This window comes from Aeromonas sp. 604282 (genome assembly GCF_049170575.1).
Lineage (GTDB): Bacteria > Pseudomonadota > Gammaproteobacteria > Enterobacterales > Aeromonadaceae > Aeromonas > Aeromonas veronii_A.
The window spans coordinates 82131-102986 of sequence record NZ_JAAKMV010000014.1; the positions used below are offsets into that span (position 1 = coordinate 82131).

Here is a 20856-nt window from a genome sequence, read left to right on the forward strand (position 1 = left end):
TGATGGCAATACACGGGCTCTGTGGCCGTATTTGGTCATACTATTATTCTTGTGGGACAATACCCGGCAGCAGATTCCACAATCATGACATAGCCACCTATAGGCACCAAGTTTTATGGCCCAGTTTTTCAAGCCCCAAAAGAAGTCCCCCCAGCGCCAACGCATTGAATTTACGATAGACACCCTCGATCACCACTGCGTCGGTATCGGTCGCCATCAGGGCAAGGCGATCTTCGTCGAAGGGGCGCTGCCCGGCGAGACCGTCAAGGCACGCATCACCGAAGAGAAAAAACAGTATGGTCACGCCGCCTTGCAACAGGTGGTGACCCCGGCGGCCAATCGTATCGCCCCCTTTTGCAGCCACTATCGCGAGTGCGGCGGTTGCAGTGCCCAGCACATGTCGGTTGCCGATCAGCAAGCCGCCAAGGCGGCCGGACTGGTCAGCCTGTTCGAGCGGTTGGGCAACATCAAGGCGCCGGCGCTGGAGCCGGTACTGACCGGTGAAGATCGTGCCTACCGCCGGGTCTGTCGTCTGGCCATCAAATTTGACAAGAACGGTCGCTGCACCCGGGTCGGTTTCCGCCGCCGCAACAGCAACGATCTGGTGGAGATCGACAGTTGCCCTGTGCTGGCCGAACCGCTCTCTGCGCTGATTGCCCCGCTGCGTGAATGCCTCAATCGCCTCAAGAGCCAGCGCGAGCTGGGCCATGCGGAGCTAATCCAGGCCGAGCAGGGGATCATGATGCTGCTGCGTCACACCGGCCGCCCCAATGAGGCGGATCGTGCCCTGCTGGTGGAGTTTGCAAAAGCGCAGGGGATCGACCTCTATCTGCAGGCGGCCAATGATCGCATCGAAGCGCTGCAGCAACATTTTTCCCCATCCTACTCGCTGGATGGCCTGTCTCTTGCATTTGCTCCCGGTGATTTCATTCAGGTCAACGGCCCCATCAACCAGAGCATGGTTGAGCAGGCGCTGACATGGCTCGGGGCGAGCAAGGATGACAAGGTGCTCGATCTCTTCTGCGGTATCGGCAACTTCACCCTGCCGCTGGCCCGTCAGGCTCGCGAAGTGGTGGGTGTGGAAGGTGAACTGGCCATGGTGCAGCGGGCCGAAGAGAACGCCCGTCGCAACGGCATCACCAATGCCCGTTTCTACAAAGCCGACCTGAGCGATGACATCGTCGGCATGTCCTGGGCGCGGGAAGGGTTTGATCTGGTACTGCTGGATCCGGCTCGCCCCGGCGCGCTGGAAGTGATGGGACACGTCGTGAAACTTTCACCCAAGCGGGTGGTCTACGTCTCCTGTAACCCGGTCACCCTGGCGCGGGACAGCCAGGTGCTGGTGAAAGGGGGTTACCGTCTGGTGCGCCTCGGCATGCTCGACATGTTCCCTCACACCGGTCATCTGGAGTCCATGGCGCTGTTTGAACGGGAGTAAATGACTCATCAGTACGGCGATGCGGATGTGCAATCCGGCATGTCTGCGGCTGTTTGAGCTGATGTGATTGGGGTAATCTAGACCCTCGTCGTTCGGCAGGGCCTGTTGGTGCGCTCTATTGTCTTTCTGGACAATATGCCTTGAAAAGTGCGCTGGATATCCCCATTTGAGGCAATCTCATGAGGGGGGAAAGTGACAGCTTTCGGCCCGATAATTTAAAGGATTGATACCATGGTTGCGGTTCGCGATATTCATTTGAAAGACAACTTCACCCTGGAAGAGTGGGTCAGCTCGCTCTCCTTGAGTGACAGTGAAAAGGATCAGCTGCGAACCGTCTACCAGTATTGTCTGACGCTCGGTGACGAGGCGCTGACTAGCAAGCTGCTGGTGCGCGGCATCGAAATGGTGGGCATCCTGCAGATGCTCAGCATGGATATCGGTACCCTCAAAGCGGCCATCATCTACCCCTTCGTCGAAGCCGGTCTCATCAGCCAGGAGCGGATGGACGAGGACTTTGGCTCCAAGATCGCCAAGCTGGTGGAAGGGGTGCTGGAGATGGAAGCCATCCGCTCCCTGCAGACCCTCCATCGCAGCGAAACCTCGCCGGAGCAGGTCGACAACGTGCGCCGTATGTTGCTTGCCATGGTCGAGGATGTGCGCGCTGTGGTGATCAAGCTGGCGGAGCGGATCGCCTGCCTGCGGGAAGCGAAGACGGCAGATGAAGAGACCCGGGTGCTGATGGCCCAGGAGATCACCAATATCTATGCGCCGCTCGCCAACCGTCTGGGCATCGGCCAGCTCAAGTGGGAGCTGGAAGATCTCGCCTTCCGTTACCTGCACCCGGATACCTACAAGCAGATCGCCAAGCAGCTCGACGAGAAGCGGCTCGACCGCGAGCGCTACATCCGCGAGTTTGTGCAATCCCTGCGTAATGGCCTGAAAGAGGCGGGAGTTGACGCCGAGGTGTACGGTCGACCGAAACATATCTACAGCATCTGGCGCAAGATGCAGAAGAAGCACCTCGAATTCAACGAGTTGTTCGATGTGCGCGCGGTGCGGGTAGTGACCAAGCGGTTGCAGGATTGCTATGCGGCGCTCGGTATCGTGCACACCCAGTTCCACCACATTCCCCGCGAGTTTGACGACTATGTCGCCAACCCCAAACCCAACGGCTATCAGTCGATCCACACCGTAGTGGTGGGGCCTGAGGGCAAGACCGTCGAGATCCAGATCCGTACCGACCAGATGCATCAGGATGCCGAACTCGGCGTCGCGGCGCACTGGCGCTACAAGGAAGGGGCGCAGGCTGGCGGCAAGGCCAACACCTTCGAAGACAAGATCGAGTGGCTGCGCAAGCTGCTCGCCTGGCAGGAGGATCTCTCCGAGAGCGGCTCCCTGCTCGAAGACCTGCGCAGTCAGGTGTTCGAGGACCGGGTCTACGTCTTCACCCCGAAAGGGGATGTCATCGACCTGCCAGCTGGCGCCACCCCGCTCGATTTTGCCTATCACGTCCACAGCATGATCGGTCACCGCTGCATCGGCGCCAAGATTGACGGCCGCATCGTGCCGTTTACCTACGCGCTGCAGACCGGCGATCAGGTGGAGGTGATCACCCAGAAAGAGCCGAACCCGAGCCGCGACTGGATGAACCCCAACGCCGGCTTCCTGCGCTCCAGCCGGGCGCGGGCCAAGGTGGCGACCTGGTTCAGAAAACTGGATCGGGACAAGAATATCGTGGCCGGTCGCGAGCTGTTCGAGAAGGAGCTGGATCGCCACAACCTCAGCATGTCCAAGATCGACAAGGGCAACATGCTGCGCCGCTTCAATCTGGAGAGCACCGACGATCTGCTGGCCGGTATCGGCAGCGGCGATATCCGCATCAACCAGGTGCTCAACTATCTCGACACCTGTTACAACAAGCCGACGGCGGAAGAGGAAGATCGCCGCCTGCTGGAGAAGCTGGAGCAGAAGGCCAATGCGCCGATGCGCCACAAGCCCAAAGACCATATCGTGGTGGAAGGGGTCGGCAACCTGATGACCCATATCGCCCGCTGCTGCCAGCCCATTCCGGGGGACTCCATTCAGGGCTTTATCACCATGGGGCGCGGCGTTTCGATCCACCGGGAAGATTGTGAGCAGCTCAAGGAGTTGTCACGGCGCAACCCTGAGCGGCTGATCGATGCGGTGTGGGGGGAGAACTACTCCGGCGGCTATGGCCTCACCATCCGGATCATCTCCAACGATCGCTCCGGCCTGCTGCGCGATATCACCACAGTGCTGGCCAACGAGAAGATCAATGTGATGGGGGTGCGCTCGCGCTCCAACGTGCGCGAGCAGACTGCCGAGATCGACATGGAGCTGGAGATTTACAACATCAACGCCTTCAACCGGGCGTTGGCCAAGCTCAGTCAGCTTAACGACGTGATCAGCGCCAAGCGGCTTTGATATCGAACCGACCGGCCCCAGTGGCCGGTCTGCATTTACGACCCTTTTTGAACGAATCGAAAGCGAATATCCCATGTCCCAACGTTATGACCTCTCCCAACTGCTCGACATCATGGCTCGTTTGCGTGACCCGCAAAACGGTTGCCCCTGGGATCTGAAACAGGACTTCCAGACCATAGTGCCGCACACCCTGGAAGAGGCCTACGAGGTGGCCGATGCCATCGAGACCGAAGATTGGCAGGGGCTGAAAGGGGAGTTGGGTGACCTGCTGTTTCAGGTGGTGTTTTACGCCCAGCTAGGTAAAGAGCGGGGCTTGTTCGATTTCGCCGATATCGTCGATACGGTGAGCGAGAAACTCATTCGCCGTCACCCCCACGTTTTTTCCGATGCAGATCTCTCCAACGAGCAGGCGGTAAAAGCGAACTGGGAAGCAGAAAAAGCCAAGGAGCGGGCGGCCCTCGACAAAGATAGCGTGCTGGACGACATCCCGCAGGCGCTGCCTGCCCTGACCCGCGCCGCCAAAATTCAGAAACGCTGCGCCACCGTCGGTTTTGACTGGAAGACGTTGGGGCCTGTGGTGGACAAGATCCACGAAGAGATCGACGAGGTGATGGAAGAGGCGCTGATGGCAGATGTGGACGAGGCGCGGGTGAGCGACGAGCTCGGCGACCTGCTGTTTGCCACCGTCAATCTGGTGCGTCATCTGGGCAAGGATCCGGAGCAGGTACTGCGAGGCGCCAACGCCAAGTTCGAACGTCGTTTTCGTCAGGTTGAGCAGATAATCGCCGCAGAAGGCTTGAAAATGACCGATTGCACCCTCGAAAAGCTCGATGCCGCCTGGGATAAGGCGAAGGAAACCGAGCAAAGTTGATTTGGCGCAAGATGGGGGGGCGGTGAGCCTGATAGATTTTTGCTCATTGTTTGGGAGAGGGGTTTTTGGTATACTGTTTCCCCGTCCTGCTTCATCCCCGAAGCACCCCTTAAAATTCCCTAAACTTCTTTCAGGTTCAGCATGACGACCAAATATATTTTTGTTACTGGTGGCGTTGTTTCATCCCTCGGCAAAGGCATTGCCGCAGCTTCTCTGGCAGCCATTCTGGAAGCCCGTGGTCTGGATGTGACCATCATGAAACTGGACCCGTACATCAACGTGGATCCGGGCACCATGAGCCCGACCCAGCATGGTGAAGTGTTCGTAACCGAGGACGGGGCCGAAACCGATCTGGATTTGGGCCACTACGAGCGTTTCATCCGCACCAAGATGACCCGTCGCAACAACTTTACCACCGGACGTATCTACGCCGACGTACTGCGTAAAGAGCGTCGTGGTGACTATCTGGGCGCCACCATTCAGGTTATCCCGCACATCACCAACGCCATCAAAGAGCGGGTGATTGCCGGTGCCGAAGGCCATCAGGTTGCCATCGTCGAAGTGGGCGGTACCGTAGGTGACATCGAGTCCCTGCCGTTCCTCGAAGCCATTCGTCAGCTGGCCGCCGAAGTGGGCCGCAACAACGCCATGTTCATGCACCTGACGCTGGTTCCTTACCTGGCTGCTGCCGGTGAAGTGAAGACCAAGCCGACCCAGCACTCCGTCAAAGAGCTGCTCTCCATCGGTATCCAGCCGGATGTGCTGATCTGCCGCTCCGACCGTGCCATTCCGGCCAACGAGCGCGCCAAGATTGCCCTGTTCTGCAACGTGCCCGAGCGCGCCGTCATCTCCATGAAAGACGTCGACTCCATCTACAAGATCCCGGCACTGCTGAAATCCCAGAATCTGGACTCCTACTTCACCGAGCGTTTCGGTCTGGAGTGCAAAGAAGCTGATTTGTCCGAGTGGGAACAGGTTATTTACGAAGAGGCCAACCCGACTGGTGAAGTGACCATCGGTATGGTCGGCAAGTACGTCTCCCTGCCGGACGCTTACAAGTCCGTCAACGAGGCGCTCAAGCACGGTGGTCTCAAGACTCGCCTTTCCGTCAACATCAAGTACATCGACTCTCAGGATATCGAGACCCGTGGCGCCGAGCTGCTGGAAGGTCTGGACGCGATCCTGGTGCCGGGTGGCTTCGGTGAGCGTGGTGTGGAAGGCAAAATCCTGGCTGCCCAGTATGCCCGCGAGAACAAGATCCCCTACCTGGGTATCTGCCTCGGCATGCAGGTTGCCATGATCGAATTCGCTCGCAACGTAGCGGGCATGGAAGGGGCTCACTCCTCCGAATTCAAGAAAGATTGCGCGTACCCGGTCGTCGGCCTCATCACCGAGTGGGTGGATGAAGAGGGCAACGTCGAGACCCGTACCGAGAAGTCCGATCTGGGCGGTACCATGCGTCTGGGTTCCCAGCTCTGCCACCTGGTCGAAGATTCCAAGGTGCGTCAGATGTACGGCAGCCCGACCATTTACGAGCGTCACCGTCACCGTTACGAAGTAAACAACAAGCTGCTGCCGCAGATTGAAGCGGCAGGTCTGAAAGTGACCGGTCTCTCCGCCGACAAGAAGTTGGTGGAAATCATCGAGATCCCGGATCACCCCTGGTTCGTGGCTGCGCAGTTCCACCCGGAGTTCACCTCAACTCCTCGTGATGGCCACGCCTTGTTCGCCGGTTTTGTGAAGGCGGCAGGCGAGTATCAGAAGCGTAATTTGAAGTAATTGAAAATAAATGCGGTTGGGGCACTGTGCCACAGCCGCTTTTTTTGGCATATTTTTGTTGTTTTTTTACGAAACCTGAGGAAATACACATGTCCAAGATCGTTAAAGTGATCGGTCGTGAAATCATCGACTCCCGTGGTAACCCGACCGTTGAGGCCGAAGTTCACCTGGAAGGTGGTTTTGTTGGTATGGCAGCCGCTCCGTCTGGCGCGTCCACTGGTTCCCGCGAAGCGCTGGAACTGCGTGACGGCGACAAGAGCCGTTTCCTGGGTAAAGGCGTGCTGAAAGCCATCGAAGCCGTAAACGGCCCGATCGCTCAAGCTCTGCTGGGTAAAGATGCCAAGGACCAGGCCACTGTCGACCAGATCATGATCGACCTCGACGGTACCGAGAACAAATCCAAGTTCGGCGCCAACGCCATCCTGGCTGTTTCCCTGGCTAACGCCAAAGCTGCCGCTGCTGCCAAAGGCATGCCGCTGTACGCCCACATCGCCGAGCTGAACGGCACCCCGGGTGTTTACTCCATGCCGCTGCCGATGATGAACATCATCAACGGTGGTGAGCACGCCGACAACAACGTCGACATCCAGGAGTTCATGATCCAGCCGGTTGGCGCCAAGACCCTGAAAGAAGCCGTTCGCATGGGTGCAGAAGTGTTCCACAACCTGGCCAAAGTGCTGAAGTCCAAGGGCTACAACACTGCAGTTGGTGACGAAGGTGGTTTCGCTCCGAACCTGAAATCCAACGCCGAAGCGCTGGAAGTTATCGCTGAAGCCGTTGCCGCTGCCGGTTACAAACTGGGCACCGACATCACCCTGGCTATGGACTGCGCTGCTTCCGAGTTCTACGACGCAGAGAAGAAAGAGTACAACCTGAAAGGCGAAGGTCGTGTCTTCACCTCTAACGGTTTCTCCGACTTCCTGGCTGACCTGACCACCAAGTTCCCGATCGTCTCCATCGAAGATGGCCTGGACGAATCTGACTGGGAAGGTTTCGCCTACCAGACTGCTGAACTGGGCAAGAAAATCCAGATCGTGGGTGACGACCTGTTCGTAACCAACACCAAGATCCTGAAGCGCGGTATCGACAACGGCATCGCCAACTCCATCCTGATCAAGTTCAACCAGATCGGTTCCCTGACCGAAACTCTGGCTGCCATCAAGATGGCCAAAGACGCTGGCTACACTGCCGTCATCTCCCACCGCTCCGGTGAGACCGAAGACGCGACCATCGCCGACCTGGCTGTTGGTACCGCTGCTGGCCAGATCAAGACCGGCTCTATGAGCCGTTCTGACCGTGTTGCCAAGTACAACCAGCTGATCCGTATCGAAGAAGCTCTGGGTGCCAAAGCTCCTTTCCGCGGTCTGAAAGAAGTTAAAAACCAGGCTTAATTTGCTGGTTTGCCAGCCTCGGCTGGAATGAAAAAAACCGGAACCCCTGGGTTCCGGTTTTTTTATGGTTGCTGTTCGAGCCAGCGTTGCAGATGCTGCACAAACAGCGCGGGCTGCTCGATGGGGTAGAGGTGCCCGGCGTGTTGTACCTGCAAGCGATCGCAGGCGGGAATGGCGTTGCCAATAGCCTCACAGACCAGCGCAAACAGCGCTCTGGTATCTGCGCTCTGCACGATGCAGGTGGGCATGTTGAGCATGGCAAGGCGCCCGGGTGACCAATCTGGTCGCTCGCTCTGGCTCAACTGCTTGGGCAGGCTATCGGCTTCTGCCAACTGTGCCTGCTGCCACTTGAGCGGTTGTGCAGCAAAATAGCCGGCATGACCACCCGAACCATCGATCAGGGTCGCCACGGCCTCTTGCAGCAAGCCTTCCCCAACCTGGCCAAACACGGGGCCAAACATGGCTCCGGCATCGGCCATAAAGGCAGCGATCCCCTGTTCGTCGAGGGCTCCAGGGCAGCCTGGCTCCACCAGATAGAGGCTTATGAATTGCTCCGGAGCCATCAGGGCCGCGGTCAGGGCAACATCCGCCCCGTATGACCAGCCCGCCAGATGCACTGGCCCGCACGGCAATTGTTTCAGCAGGGCAAGCAGATCACTGGCGTGGGTCTCCAGACCAAAAGGCCCGTTTTTGCCCGCCTCGCCAAAGTGGCGCAGGGTGGGGGCATAGACGCTGTAGTGCTGCGAGAGCTGCTCGATATGTTCGAGCCATAGGGTATGGTTGGCCAGTGCGCCATGGATCAGCAGCAACGGCTCGCCCGAACCGGCCTGCAGGCAAGGCAGCGGGATGTCATTGACGATAAAGGTGTGAGTCTGTGATTGCATATCAACGCCTCCCCGGCGTGTCATAAGAGCACAAGAGTATATGACAAGCGCTCCGTGGCCGGTAAGAGGGTTGCAACTGGCGTGAATGTAATGGTGATAGCTGGAAAGGTGGGTGTCCTATTTTGTCTGTTTTTTACAGCTGTGCTTCGCCACAACAGCCTGAGAGGTGAGGGGGTTGTACCTCTGGTGTCGGGTCAGACAAAGGGGATCGTGCGCTGATAGCGCCCTGCATGCGCCTGGAAGCCCAGCTTTTCAAACAGGGCGATAGAGCGGACGTTATCTGCATCGATATCTGCGGTGAGGCGGGTGACCCCCAATGTGCAGGCATGGGCGAACAGCAATCCCAGTGCCTCCGACATAAACCCTCTGCGCCAATAGGCCGCATTGAGCAGGCAGCCCACCTCGCAGCAATGGCCCGCCTCACTGAAGCTGTGCAGGCCGCAGGTGCCGATCACCTTGTTGTCCTCCCGCTCGACAATCGCCCACTCCAGCGACTCCCCCGTTTGCTCCAGCCGCACCACGCTCGCCATCATCTGCACCACCATGGCGGGTGAGGTAAAGCAGGGATCAGAGGCAAACTCCATGGTCAGCGGATTGCCATAAATCTCGAACAGATCGGCCGCATCTTGCGGGCCAATGGTGCGCAGCACAATCCGAGTGCCGGTTAAGTCGGGCTTCATAAATCTCCTTGGGGAGTGTTACGCCAGCAAAGATACAGGTAAAAAATGAGACAGCGTGAAAGTCGGTCTCTAAAGGCAATTGGTGTTATCACGAAATATTGTGACCGCGAACGTCCGATTACGCTTCGCTAATCGAACCTACGGGCTAGCTACTATAAGAAAAAGTGGGTCATTATCGGAAATTCCATAAATTCATCTTATAGTGGCAGGCTTATGTGATGGAGGGGGTTAGAAAGATGGCGGGTAATTCTCTCTAAAACAAGGGGTCCTCATCAGTGTCCATATTCTCATTTTCAAGAATGAGGCTCTTTAGGCTTGAATCCACAAACTTAACTAGTTCTTCTATTCTGTTAATGAGTTCATGAATAGTTACTTTAGAGATCTCTAACGACTCGCCTTCTTTATTTTTGCCATTTCTATGCACCCAATCATGTCGTTGAGATACCGCAACATAAATTGGGCCAATGTCTCTTGGTAAATCTATGTCATAGGTTATTTTATATAAAGGAACAACTATGTCGCTGAGGTTATGCCATAGCTTATCAACAAGGCTTTCCTTTACTCGCTTTTTCACCGCTGATATATGGTTTTCAATGTCAGCTGCCGAGTCAAAAAGACGGCTCAAATGGATAGTTTCTTTTTGATATTCTTTGCTATTTCTCAGGAAATTGAACATAAATTTTTGGTTTATTTCTAGTGATGAAATAAATGCCTCTGCTAAATATGTTTCCATTGCTGTGATTAGATTAACTTGTAACATACCCAGTAGATAACGTTCCTTCTCGATTTTGATGGGGATCTCTAGCATGTCCTGAATATGACGGATGCTTTCATTAAAGGAATGTAATGGCTTAGCGATTAATTCCAAGCCTGAGTTATCAGGATTAATGATGTCATCAAATTGATCATAATACCAATCACTATTGTCTGGGTTACCTCCCCATTCATAGTTTTGCTCATTCAACTCATCAACTAGCTCTTGAATGAAACGGTCTTCTATATATCCAGAAAACGTTCCAAAGAGTTCCTCGCTAGCATCGTATGGACCACCATGTATGTATTGATAACCCCCCTCTCGTCCAATGTAAGGTAGGTCTATAGGGTCTGCGTAGTTATCAAAAAACCACTCACGCATTAAATCTAACTTATCATCGTTAGATTTATATTTTAATGAATTTAATCTGTATAGCTTTGAGCCAATAGAGATTTTCGCATTCTTTCTATAAAACTTATCAAATTTCTCTTTCATCTAATAATTCCTATTGTGCCAACCTTGTCTAGTGGGTGATATAAATTTATGTGCTAAAAAATAAAGCTATCACATTAAAATTGTTAACTTCACTTTTTAATTAAAGATTAGCCATCTCGTCGATCTATATATTCAATCTAAGCAAAGGTATTCCACGGGATTTTTAAAAATTAATCATAATAGATCCGGCACTACGCTTTGCCTCACCGTGATAAACCGCTTCGATATTATTTCCGTCCGGATCGAGGACAAAGGCGGCGTAGTAGCCGGGGTGATAATTACGCTCGCCCGGGGCGCCGTTGTCTTTGCCGCCGTGGGCCAGTGCGGCCTGATAAAAACGATCTACCATGGCGCGGTCTTGCGCCTGAAAGGCGAGATGGTGGCGACCGGTCAGCACCCCTAGCGCGGCGGGGCTGTCGATGGCGGTAACAAACAGTTCGTCCGCCCAGAAGTAGCCATCACCTGTGCCGCCCAGCGGAATATCGAGGCTGGCCAGGGTTGCGGTGTAAAAGCGTTGGCTGGCAGCCAAATCTTTGACCACCAGCTGGGTATGGTCGATCAAGCGACCTCGATACAGGGTTTGTGTTTCCATACACCACCTTGATTTGCATGTTGTGGGTGAGTCACCGGCTTGGCAGGCAGGGGAATTGGCATGGCTACCGCCCCTGAATTTCAGCTTCCAGTCTGCTGCGTTTCACCAACGGGATGGGGTTGGCATGGCTCATGGGAGACTCCGACGAGGCAATTGTTGCCAAATGGCAATATTAACCATGGCGCTGTGGAGAGAAAGCTCAATATTGAGGATTTCTGTGCAAGATCAATAAATTAATCAAATGTCGCTCACGATTGATGACGCGCCGACATAGCGTGAACAACCATTCTTGAGCTATCACCATAGAATATTCATGGTCATATCTGGCTTGAACCAGCATAAAACTCTTTGTTATTGTCCGCACTCCCCGCTTAAATAGCTTATTTATCTATAAATCAACAAGGTGGCATTATGTGGTGGCGTCGCGGGGCATCTGCTATCGGGAAGGAGAGTTATGAAGTCGCAGTTCAAAGTGGCGCTGGCCATGTTGGCCCTGTTCGTCGTCCAAGGCTGCACAGCCCCGGATTCATCCACCAAGCGCAATGCACCCGGCCCGGTGCTGACAGTGTATTACGAAAGCGCCCCCCTGATCCCCGTCACCATCGCTGGTGAGCAGTACCAGTTTTTGCTCGATACCGGGGCCAGTATCACCTTTATCGATCGTCGTCTGGCCAGCCGCTTCAAGGCGCTGACATTAAGCGAATTGCCCAGGGCCTATCAGGCTGATTTTGCCAGTGTGAGCAGCGTTTCGAGCCAACTGGGCAGCGAGCAGCTTGGCTTTGTTGAGCCGCAGCCCTTCTCGGTGGGATCGGTCACCATTGATGACAGCGATCTGTGGGCAACCGTTGATTTCGATCTCTTCTCCCAGTCTCTCGGCAGCCGTATCGATGGCATCCTCGGGATCGACACCATCCGCCGTTTCAACTGGGTGTTTGATCACGACAGGCATCAGCTCACGGCTTTGCTGACGGCACCGTCGGCAGCCACGTTCGAGCGTTGCATCGGCTATGAAGACAGCTACAACCGCTCCCCGGCAGTGTATCTGACCCACGGCGAGAGCAGCGTGCGCATGTATCTGGATACCGGGGCCGATCAGAGCTATGCCGACCATGCCTTTATCGACTTTATGGCGAGCCAGAAGGCGATCGCTGGCGAAGATGCGATGCCACGCAAAGGGGTGGACGCCAGCGGTATGGTGGAGGGGCGTGAACATATCCTCACCGGCCTGCACTTTGATGAGCGCCAGCTCGGTGAGCTGCGCGTGTCGGAAAACAGCAATGAGCAGTATGGTCTGGGGCTGGATTTTGTTAACCGCTTCAATCGCTTTGCGATCATGCCCGGGCGGATGATGCTCTGCTACGACGCTGACAGCCTGGCGCGCAAAGTGCCGCCAATCCTGCGCAATATCGGGGTGCGCTTTGATGGCGAGCATCTGCAGGTCTACTACAGCGACGAACGGGATCTTGCCCCCTATGGTCTGGCCAACGGCGACATTCTGGAGCAGATCAACGGGGTGGCTTATCGTCCCCTCGAGATCGACAAGGTGCGTGAACTGCTCAGCACCAGCAAGCCGGGGTCGCTCAAGTTGCGGATTGTGCGGGAAGGAAAACCACTGGATATCGCCATCTAGTCAAGGTGGGGCGGCAAGACGAGCCGCCCCTATGAGCCTCAGCCCTTGGTCGGATTTTCCATGCAGGTGAGGGTTGGCTGGCCGTAACGCTCCAGCGTGGCGTCGTCCCCCTTGGTGAAGAAGGTGAGGTTTTGCCCTTCATAACGGGCGCCGCTGGCGCTGGGGGCTTCATAGGCGAGCACTTGTTGCTGCTTGTCGCCCTCGCTCAGGTTGAGCACCGCGGCGGGCAGCTTGGCATCGTTATAGAAGTAGGTAGAGAGCATGACGCTCTTGCCGCACTGGTAGTTGACCGGTGCCGGCACCATCAGCTGGCCGCCGCTGATCTGCAGCTCGGTGATCCGCAGCAGGTAGTTATCTTCCACACACTGGCGCAGATCCTGCCCCTTCCAGCAGTCGTTACGCCCCTTGATCCAGCCGCGCTGCATGGCGCGCTCTGTCTTGAGCTGTTCGGGAGAGAGCGCAGCAATCGCCTTGGGGTAGAGGGCCGCCAGTTCGTTATCAAGGGCGGCCAGTCCGGCATCCTTGCAGATCAGGGTTTCGACCGATCCGGAGGCTTTGGTGCAGTCAAAGGAGGGGGTTGCGGCGCTGGCCAGCAGAGGAGCAAACAGCAGGGTGGCAAGCAAGGTCTTGTTCATCGATAGATTCCAGCAATGAAGAGGGCATATCTGCCTACTACAGCACACTCTACAGGGCAATGCAGCAGGGGAGCCGAGCTCAGTTTGCTCTGCTGAATGGCTGCCAAACGGAAAAACCCGACACTCCTGGCCGGAATGTCGGGTTTTTTGTGGCCGCGATAAAGGGGGAGGCGGTTGCCCGGTTGATCAGGCCAGCGCCAGTTGCTGACTGCGGGCGCGCCACAGCCGCTCGTGGAAGAAGAACACCACGGTATTGATGGCCGGTTCGATCATCGCCATCACGCCGCCGGTGAGCAGCTCGCCGCTCAGCAGGAAGGCCACCCCGAAGGCCACCGAGAAGTGGACCACCGCGAAGCTGCTGGTCTTGGCCTGCAGGCTGTGCTTTGGTTTGAGCTTGTGCCAGCCAAGGTCATGAAAGTAGAAGGCGACCGTGTTGACGGCGGGCTCGATCAGGGCGATCAGGCTGGCGGTCAGCAGCTCACCGGTCAGCAGGTAAGCCACGGTAAAGGCGACACCGAAGTGCAGGATGGCAAAGCTGATGGTCTTTTTCATGATGGCGGCTCCCTCTGTTGATGATGAGAGTATCCGCCGAAATGAGATTAAATGAAAATCATTCTCATCTATTGCCAGGATAGAGAGAACCTATCAACGGGCGAGTGGCCGGTGTGGTTCAGCGGTTGCCAATCGCAGCCAAGGCGATAAAGTACAGCTTCTTCACACTTGCCCATGAAAAAGGATCTTTCATGAATATCAATGCCACCCTGCTTGGCCAGTTCATTGCGTTGCTGATGGTCATCGTCGGCGTCATCGCCTGGCGACTGGCGCGCCGCAAGAGCGAGCATCCGGCGCTGATCACCCTTATCTGCTCCCTGCTCTGTCTGTTTCCGCCCTTTGGCCTGCTGGCCCTGTTGCTGGTTGCGCTGAAACAGGATCTGCCCGCCCGTTCATAGGGCGCGCAGGTTCAGGCTGCCGCACACACCGGCCGCACCAATAGAAAAAGCCCCGTGATGGGGCTTTTGCGTTTGAACTCGGTGAGCGCCGTAGGGGCGGGGGATTAATCCTCGGCCTTGTTGAGCCACTCCACCTTGTACTGGGCGCCGGCGCCCTGGGCCAGCTTGGCGCACAGGGGTTTCAAGAAGGCGTCGATCTGTTCGTCCAGCATCCAGGGGGGGCTCACTATCAGCATGCCTGAGCCATTCATTCCCCAGTCGGCGGTCTGGCCGGCCACTTCCAGCTCAGCCACCAGCACGTTGCCGAAGTTCTCGCGCTTGATGGCGCGCAGCATGTCGCGGGACTTGTCCGCCTCTTCCCCCAGAATGGGATACCAGAGGGCGTAGATGCCGGTGGCCCAGCGTTTTTGCGCCTTTTTCAGGGTATCGACTACCGCGAAGTAGTCTTCTTTGAGCTCATAGGGCGGGTCTATCAGCACCAGGCCGCGGCGCGGAGTGGGCGGCAGCAGGGCCACCAGTCCCTCGAAGCCGTCCCTATGGTGCACGGCGACGCGGGGGTCGTAACCCATGTTGGCGCGCAGGTCTTCCACCTCGTTGTTGTGCAGCTCCATCAGCGCCAGCTTGTCCTGCTCGCGGGCGAGGCGGCGGGAGAGCTCCGGCGAGCCGGGGTAGTAGCGCAACTGACCATCGCTGTTCATCTCCTCGATGACGCCGAGATAGGGGGCCATGCTGGACCACTGGACCCGCTCATCCCACAGTCGGCCAATGCCGTCGGCATATTCCGCCTTCTTCTGCGACCAGTCGCCGCGCAGGTCGTAGAGACCGCCGCCGGCATGGGTGTCCAGCACGATGAAGGGTTTCTCCTTCTTCTTGAGGGACTCGATGATCAGGGCCTGAACGGCGTGTTTCAGCACGTCGGCGTGGTTGCCGGCGTGAAAGGCGTGGCGATAACTCAGCATATTAAGTCTCTGAGGGGGCCCTGCTGGGCCCCCAGTAACGATAGATAGTTCAACAGGTTGCGGCTGTCGCCGCGCACCAGGGTGAGGCTGCGCAGGGTCTGCAGCAGCACCCCTTGTTGCAGCCGCTCCAGCTCCAGCTCGTGGGCCAGCATGGCCTGATACTCCTGCTCGCCGAGCCGCGCCTTGGCGCTCGAACGCAGGGTACGCCAGGGGCCGAGCACCGCCTCGGTCTGCACCAGCGCCGGTTGCAGGTCGGTGAGATCCACCGGGATGCTGCTCTGATCCAGCCGGTGCAGCAACAGGGCCAGGTTGACGTTGCCCCCCAGCGCCTGCACGCTGAGCCAATCCTGACTGCGCGCGCCGTAAACCTCGCCGCTCCAGTGCCAGAAGTCGAGCGGGCCCGGCAGTTCGTGGGCGTCGATCCGCTCGCCCGTCATCAGCTGTTCGTCACGCAAGGAAGGCCTGCTCCATGGTTTCCAGCTCTTCAGAGAGGCTCATCCACTCCAGCTCCACCCCTTCCAGCTCCTCCTTGATGGGGCCCTGGGACTTGAGCAGCTCGGAGAGCTTCTGCTTGGCGCTCTCTTCATAGATGGCGGGGTCGGCCAGCTGGCTCTCGATGTCGCCAAGCTTGCCCTGCAGCTTCTCCATGCTGGTTTCGAGCTTCTCCAGCTTCTGGCGCAGTGGTCGGGTCGCTTGCCGGAACTCCGCCTCGCGCCGCTTCTGATCCTTGCGCGCCACCGCCGAGTTGGCGGAGACGACGCCGTCGTCCTGTTTGGCGTTGGCCTCTTTCTCCTGCTCGCCGAGCCACTTGTGGTAGTCGTCCAGATCGCCGTCGAAGGCCTCGACCCGGCCACCGTGCACCAGATAGAAGTCATCTGTGGTGGTGCGCAGCAGGTGACGGTCGTGTGATACCACCACCATGGCCCCTTCGAAGCCTTGCAGCGCCATGGTCAGGGCGTGGCGCATCTCCAGATCCAGGTGGTTGGTCGGTTCATCCAGCAGCAGCAGGTTGGGCTTTTGCCAGGTGATGAGGGCCAGCACCAGCCGCGCTTTTTCGCCGCCGGAGAAGGGGGCGACCTTGTCGAGCGCCTTGTCACCGTGGAAGCCGAAGCTGCCCAGATAGTTGCGCAGCTCCTGCTCGGTCTTGTCCGGCGCGAGGCGGGCCAGATGATCGAGCGGAGAATCATCGAGACGCAGGGTCTCCAGCTGATGCTGGGCGAAGTAGCCGATGCTCACCCCGGCGCTCACTTCGAGCTTGCCCGACAGCGGTGGGTTGGAGCCCGACAGCATCTTGATAAAGGTCGATTTACCGGCGCCGTTGCGACCGAGCAGACCGATGCGCGAACCCGGTACCAGATTGAGTTTGATCTTCTCGAGGATCACCTTGTCGCCGTAACCGGCAGAGAGGTTCTCCATGGCGATGAGCGGGGTCGGCAGGGCCGACGGCTCGCGAAACTCGAAGCTGAACTCGGAGTCGGCGTGGGCGGGCAGGATCTTCTCCATCCGCTCCATGGCTTTCAGGCGGCTCTGGGCCTGACGGGCCTTGGAAGCCTTGTAGCGGAAGCGGTCCACATACGCCTGCATGTGGGACATCTCCCGCTGCTGCTTCTCGTACATCGACTGCTGCTGGGCCAGATGTTCGGCGCGCTGCAGTTCGAAGTCGGAGTAGCCGCCGGTGTATTCGTTGAGCTTGCCGTTCTCGATATGGATGATGCGGTTGATGACAGAATCGAGGAAATCGCGGTCGTGAGAGATGAGCACCAGCGTGCCCTGATAGCCCTTGAGCCACTTCTCCAGCCAGATCACCGCATCGAGATCCAGGTGGTTGGTCGGTTCATCGAGCAGCAGCAGATCGGAGCGGCAGAGCAGCGCCTGAGCGAGGTTCAGACGCATGCGCCAGCCACCGGAGAAGCTGCGCACCGGCGAGCTGAGCTGCTCGTCGCTGAAACCGAGGCCGTGCAGCAGTTCGGCGGCGCGGGCGCGAATGCTGTAGGCGCCGATGGTATCAAGGCGACCGTGCAGCTCGGCTACCAACAGGCCATTGTCATCCTGCTCGGCTTGCACCAGCTGGGCCTCCAGCGAGCGGAACTCCTTGTCGCCGTCGATCACGTAGTCGAGGGCGGAGCAGTCCAGCGCAGGGGTCTCCTGCGCGACGCCTGCAATCTGCCAACCGGCGGGCAGGCTGAAGGTGCCGCTGTCGATGGCCAGCTCGCCCCGTACCAGTGCAAAAAAGGTGGACTTGCCACAGCCGTTTTTGCCCACCAGACCCACTTTGTGGCCGGGGTGAATGGTGGCGGAGGCGTTGTCCAGCAGCTTGCGGCCGCCGCGGATCAGTTCGATTTGACTGGCAACTATCATGGGTGGGGTCTGCTTGCTCAAAATGGAGGAGAAAAACTGGCGCGGATCTTACGTGAAATGACGCAGATTTGCACTTTGGTGAGGGGCTTGCCACTGGCTGGCATCGTAAAAACATGCCATAACAGAGAAACCAGTTTGGTAACGGGAGGTTAGCATGCATATCAGGGATATTATGACGACCCGGGTCGCCACCGTTTCAATGGATGATCGACTCCGAGTCATCAGGGATATCTTCGAGCAGGCACACTTTCGCCACCTGCTGGTGCTGGAAGAGGAGGAACTGGTGGGGGTCATCTCGGATCGGGATCTGTTCCGCGCCATCAGCCCCTATCTCGACTCCGAAGCCGAGATGAGCCGCGATACCGAAACCCTCAACAAGCGTGCCCACCAGATCATGAGTCGTCAGCTCGTCACCATCGCTCCCCATCTCACCGTGCGCGACGGCGTCAAGCTGATGCTGGAGAAGGGGGTCTCCTGTCTGCCTGTGCTGGAGAATGGCGCCCTGGTCGGCATCATCAGCTGGAAAGATTTTCTCAAGGTCGCGCTGGAGAGTGACGCGCTGGGCTGAGCCCGGGGACTTAACAGTCATCTGTCACCGTATCTGCTTGTGCCCGTTCTTGAGGGCCATAAGGTTACACGAAATGAATAGAGGGGAGCCAAGGCTCCCCTCTCTCTTATGTGGCTGGCGGCACAGGCCAGCCTCATCATGATTCCGGGGGCCCCTTGCCCAGGCTGGCGGGGGCGCTGCCGGAGAGGTGCGGCTGCAAGTGAGTGCGGATCTCGTGCAGAGTACGCTGATACTGCCGGGCATGTTGATCCAGAAACGCAGGGCTGTGCTTGAGGCGTCGCTCCAGGGTATCGACCAGCAGCGCCACCCTGGGGGCCGCCATGCCCGCCGGCCAGCTGTGCTGTAGCAGCTCCAGCAGTTGCCAGGCATCGCCCGGCAGGGCGGGGAACTCTTCTAGCAGCTGCAAGCCCGCTTGCAGGGCTGTCTGATACTGGCTGGCCTGCATCGCCTTGTGGCGCAGCTGGCGCAGTTCGTTCAGCCGTTGTTCTCTCGCCGTCAGACGCAGGCCCAGCTCGGCCACCAGATGGTGGAACAGCTGGCGGGTGAGCGGGTGGGGCGCAACCCTGACGCGGTATTGGGTCAGCTGGGTCAGGTAGCGCTGGGCGTGGTGGGGCAAACCGCAGAACTGGCTGACAGCAAAGCCGAGCAGCAGGGTGAGGTGGTTGTCGCTCCCCTCATCCGGCTGGTGGTGGGCAATCAGGATCAGCGCCTCGTCGAAGCGGTAATCCAGCCCCAGCATCAGCGCCTGCAGCAGCTCATATTCGTGGGGTTGCAGGTGGACGGTGCGTTTGAGGTGCTCCCACTCCTGTTGCAGGGAGCGGATCCGGTTGCTGGAAGGGGCGTGCCACAGCACCGCCAGACTGGCATTGAGCATGAAGCTGTCGATGGCGAGCCGGACGCGCTGCTCGCTGAAGTGGCGCAGGGTCAGGCTGTTGGCCTGCTCCAGCACCTTCTCCTCATCTTGCAGCACCAGCCCGAGCAACATCGCCAGCTGATGCCAGCGCGGCTGATGGGGACGGATCTGCAGCAGCTCTCCCATGGTCTCCCAGGCCGCCAGCCAGTAATGCTGATTCAGCTGGCTGGCGAGTTGCAGCTCCAGCCGGGTGGCCATCGAGACGCTGGCCTGATGGCGCTGCAAGTCGGTCCGGGCGCTCTGCAATTTGCCGAGCCTCAGCATGGCGTAGAAGAGCCCGGCCCTTGGCCAGCTCGCCTGATACTCGTTGGCACAGAGGGCATAGTGCTGGGCGGCGGTGATCCGCTCGGCTGATTGCAGCAGCAGGTAACCCTTGAGTCGATCCAGCCAGGGGGTCAGCGAGCGATTCTCCCGTTGAAACAGCAGGTCTTCACAGAGGGCGGTAGCCAGTTGCCACTCCCGCAGCAGAATGGGGGCGGCCAGCGTGCGGGTCAGGTTGCTTAACTTCACCAGCTGGCCGAGCACCGCGGTGAGCTGTTGGGTCATGAAGGGGAGGGGCAGATAGAGGGAGAAGTAGAGATCCGAGGGGAGAAACTCCTGCTCGCTCTGATCGGCATCGAGCAGCAGCAAGACGCAACCGGGTTGCAGCAGGCCGAGATAGTGCGCTTCGTGCAGCAGCCGGGCTCCGTCAAGATCCTGCTGCTTGTCCTGCTGACAGATGATGGCGTCGTAGGCGTGCTGTTGCAGCAGGGCCAGCAGGCCACTGCGCTCGTGGTTTGGATGGCTGTGGTAGTGGATCCGGTCGGCTGGCACCCCCTGTTCGGTCAGTTCCCGGGTGATGGCGCTACGGAGCAGGGGATCCTCTTCGAGCAGCAGTATCGTCATGCACGCGTCCTTTCAATACTCCACGAGTAGATCAGATTAGACCCAAGAGGAACATGGCGACAACTCTGCGGGGGAGGAAAAGTGACAGTAGTCGGCGCGAGACGAGGAAGGGCATTATAGGCGGTTACCGGGATTTATGTGCTTCGGTGAGAAAGACACACTCTGTTTGACGGATCTGGTGTGAGCCACTCCCCTGTTCCCCCTGCCAGCTTAATTCCAGCTTGCCGAGGCGGCCTAGATGGCGCAGTTCAAATTCGTAGCGCTGGCAGAGGTTGTTTTGGGGCAGACTCGTCATACCCGCTGGCAGGCGGTATTGATAGCGCAGGATCGGCCCATCTTCCAGCTTGCTGGCCACCGGCACCAGCCCCTCTGGCGTGGGCTGCGGCGCCCCGAGCGCACGGCGCAAACTGAGCGGTGCATCGATCGCCTTTTGATAGTGCAGGCCGTTCATGGCCGCCAGCTCCTCTTCCAGCCGTTGCAACTCCCCTTCCAGTCCATTGAGCGCGGCCCCCAGCTGCTGGTGGGTCGTTGACGAGGCGCAGCCACCCAGCAACAGGGTGGCAAGCAGCAGGGCGGCTCTGATGGGGGGCACGGCATCTCCTTGGCAATGACGATGAAGCGTGAAGGTC

General features: G+C 58.0%; 19 protein-coding genes. 8 read left to right on the forward strand and 11 right to left on the reverse strand.

Annotated elements, in window-relative coordinates; translation table 11 throughout:
• The first annotated feature begins 115 nt into the window (after positions 1–115).
• The 5 genes from rlmD to eno all read left to right on the forward strand — a co-directional run bounded on the left by rlmD (position 116) and on the right by eno (position 7924).
• Positions 116–1438, forward strand: a complete 1323-nt coding sequence (gene rlmD, locus G5367_RS16080) for a 23S rRNA (uracil(1939)-C(5))-methyltransferase RlmD (protein WP_421244554.1) — start codon at positions 116–118, stop codon at positions 1436–1438.
• A gap of 231 nt (positions 1439–1669) precedes the next feature.
• Positions 1670–3883, forward strand: coding sequence for a GTP diphosphokinase (gene relA / locus G5367_RS16085; RefSeq protein WP_005335588.1), 2214 nt, complete (start codon positions 1670–1672; stop codon positions 3881–3883).
• Between the two features lie 73 nt (positions 3884–3956).
• Positions 3957–4754, forward strand: a complete 798-nt coding sequence (mazG, locus tag G5367_RS16090; RefSeq protein ID WP_421244553.1) for a nucleoside triphosphate pyrophosphohydrolase — start codon at positions 3957–3959, stop codon at positions 4752–4754.
• Positions 4755–4895: 141 nt separating this feature from the next.
• Positions 4896–6533 (forward strand): glutamine hydrolyzing CTP synthase, encoded by a 1638-nt coding sequence (pyrG, locus tag G5367_RS16095; protein ID WP_043821667.1) that lies wholly within the window; start codon positions 4896–4898, stop codon positions 6531–6533.
• Between the two features lie 89 nt (positions 6534–6622).
• Entirely contained in the window at positions 6623–7924 is a 1302-nt protein-coding gene (gene eno, locus G5367_RS16100; protein WP_005335583.1) for a phosphopyruvate hydratase, read from the forward strand.
• A gap of 62 nt (positions 7925–7986) precedes the next feature.
• On the opposite strand, the gene G5367_RS16105 is transcribed toward eno, so the two are convergent.
• The 4 genes from G5367_RS16105 to G5367_RS16120 all read right to left on the reverse strand — a co-directional run bounded on the left by G5367_RS16105 (position 7987) and on the right by G5367_RS16120 (position 11329).
• A complete protein-coding gene (locus G5367_RS16105) occupies positions 7987–8808 on the reverse strand; it encodes an alpha/beta fold hydrolase (RefSeq protein ID WP_421244552.1) in 822 nt (273 codons plus the stop codon).
• 194 nt (positions 8809–9002) lie between these two features.
• Positions 9003–9488: a GNAT family N-acetyltransferase gene (locus G5367_RS16110; protein ID WP_421244551.1), complete on the reverse strand. Its 486-nt coding sequence runs from the start codon at positions 9486–9488 to the stop codon at positions 9003–9005.
• A 253-nt stretch (positions 9489–9741) separates the two neighbouring features.
• Complete coding sequence (locus tag G5367_RS16115) at positions 9742–10737, reverse strand: hypothetical protein (protein WP_113739779.1); 996 nt, start codon at positions 10735–10737, stop codon at positions 9742–9744.
• 163 nt (positions 10738–10900) lie between these two features.
• On the reverse strand, positions 10901–11329 hold the full coding sequence (locus G5367_RS16120) for a VOC family protein (RefSeq protein ID WP_421244550.1): 429 nt from the start codon (positions 11327–11329) through the stop codon (positions 10901–10903).
• Positions 11330–11783: 454 nt separating this feature from the next.
• Between G5367_RS16120 and G5367_RS16125 the strand changes: the two genes are divergently transcribed.
• A complete protein-coding gene (locus G5367_RS16125) occupies positions 11784–12959 on the forward strand; it encodes an aspartyl protease family protein (RefSeq protein WP_421244549.1) in 1176 nt (391 codons plus the stop codon).
• A gap of 38 nt (positions 12960–12997) precedes the next feature.
• Here the strand turns inward: G5367_RS16125 and G5367_RS16130 are convergent, their stop codons facing one another.
• Positions 12998–13594 carry an MliC family protein gene (locus G5367_RS16130; RefSeq protein ID WP_421244548.1) on the reverse strand — a complete coding sequence of 199 codons (597 nt, stop codon included), beginning with the start codon at positions 13592–13594 and terminating at the stop codon, positions 12998–13000.
• Between the two features lie 186 nt (positions 13595–13780).
• Positions 13781–14146, reverse strand: coding sequence for a DUF2061 domain-containing protein (locus tag G5367_RS16135; RefSeq protein WP_005343334.1), 366 nt, complete (start codon positions 14144–14146; stop codon positions 13781–13783).
• A 191-nt stretch (positions 14147–14337) separates the two neighbouring features.
• Here G5367_RS16135 and G5367_RS16140 point away from each other — a divergent pair, with 191 nt between their 5' ends.
• Positions 14338–14544, forward strand: a complete 207-nt coding sequence (locus G5367_RS16140; RefSeq protein ID WP_005354562.1) for a hypothetical protein — start codon at positions 14338–14340, stop codon at positions 14542–14544.
• A gap of 104 nt (positions 14545–14648) precedes the next feature.
• On the opposite strand, the gene G5367_RS16145 is transcribed toward G5367_RS16140, so the two are convergent.
• From G5367_RS16145 to G5367_RS16155, 3 genes are read right to left on the reverse strand one after another with little or no spacing between them, the layout of a single operon-like run.
• On the reverse strand, positions 14649–15503 hold the full coding sequence (locus G5367_RS16145) for a 23S rRNA (adenine(2030)-N(6))-methyltransferase RlmJ (RefSeq protein ID WP_421244547.1): 855 nt from the start codon (positions 15501–15503) through the stop codon (positions 14649–14651).
• Positions 15497–15958, reverse strand: a complete 462-nt coding sequence (locus G5367_RS16150) for a DUF2390 domain-containing protein (protein ID WP_162518836.1) — start codon at positions 15956–15958, stop codon at positions 15497–15499. The genes G5367_RS16145 and G5367_RS16150 overlap by 7 nt, the downstream gene beginning before the upstream one ends.
• The gene (locus tag G5367_RS16155; RefSeq protein WP_421294667.1) at positions 15951–17861 is read right to left on the reverse strand and encodes an ABC transporter ATP-binding protein; all 1911 of its coding nucleotides are present in this window, start codon (positions 17859–17861) and stop codon (positions 15951–15953) included. Before G5367_RS16155 ends, G5367_RS16150 begins: the two co-directional genes overlap by 8 nt.
• Before the next feature lie 154 nt (positions 17862–18015).
• Here G5367_RS16155 and G5367_RS16160 point away from each other — a divergent pair, with 154 nt between their 5' ends.
• A complete protein-coding gene (locus G5367_RS16160; RefSeq protein WP_005343339.1) occupies positions 18016–18429 on the forward strand; it encodes a CBS domain-containing protein in 414 nt (137 codons plus the stop codon).
• Positions 18430–18565: 136 nt separating this feature from the next.
• On the opposite strand, the gene G5367_RS16165 is transcribed toward G5367_RS16160, so the two are convergent.
• Positions 18566–20227 (reverse strand): hypothetical protein, encoded by a 1662-nt coding sequence (locus G5367_RS16165; protein ID WP_421294670.1) that lies wholly within the window; start codon positions 20225–20227, stop codon positions 18566–18568.
• Positions 20228–20351: 124 nt separating this feature from the next.
• A complete protein-coding gene (locus G5367_RS16170) occupies positions 20352–20819 on the reverse strand; it encodes a hypothetical protein (RefSeq protein ID WP_216979440.1) in 468 nt (155 codons plus the stop codon).
• Between the last annotated feature and the right edge of the window lie 37 nt (positions 20820–20856).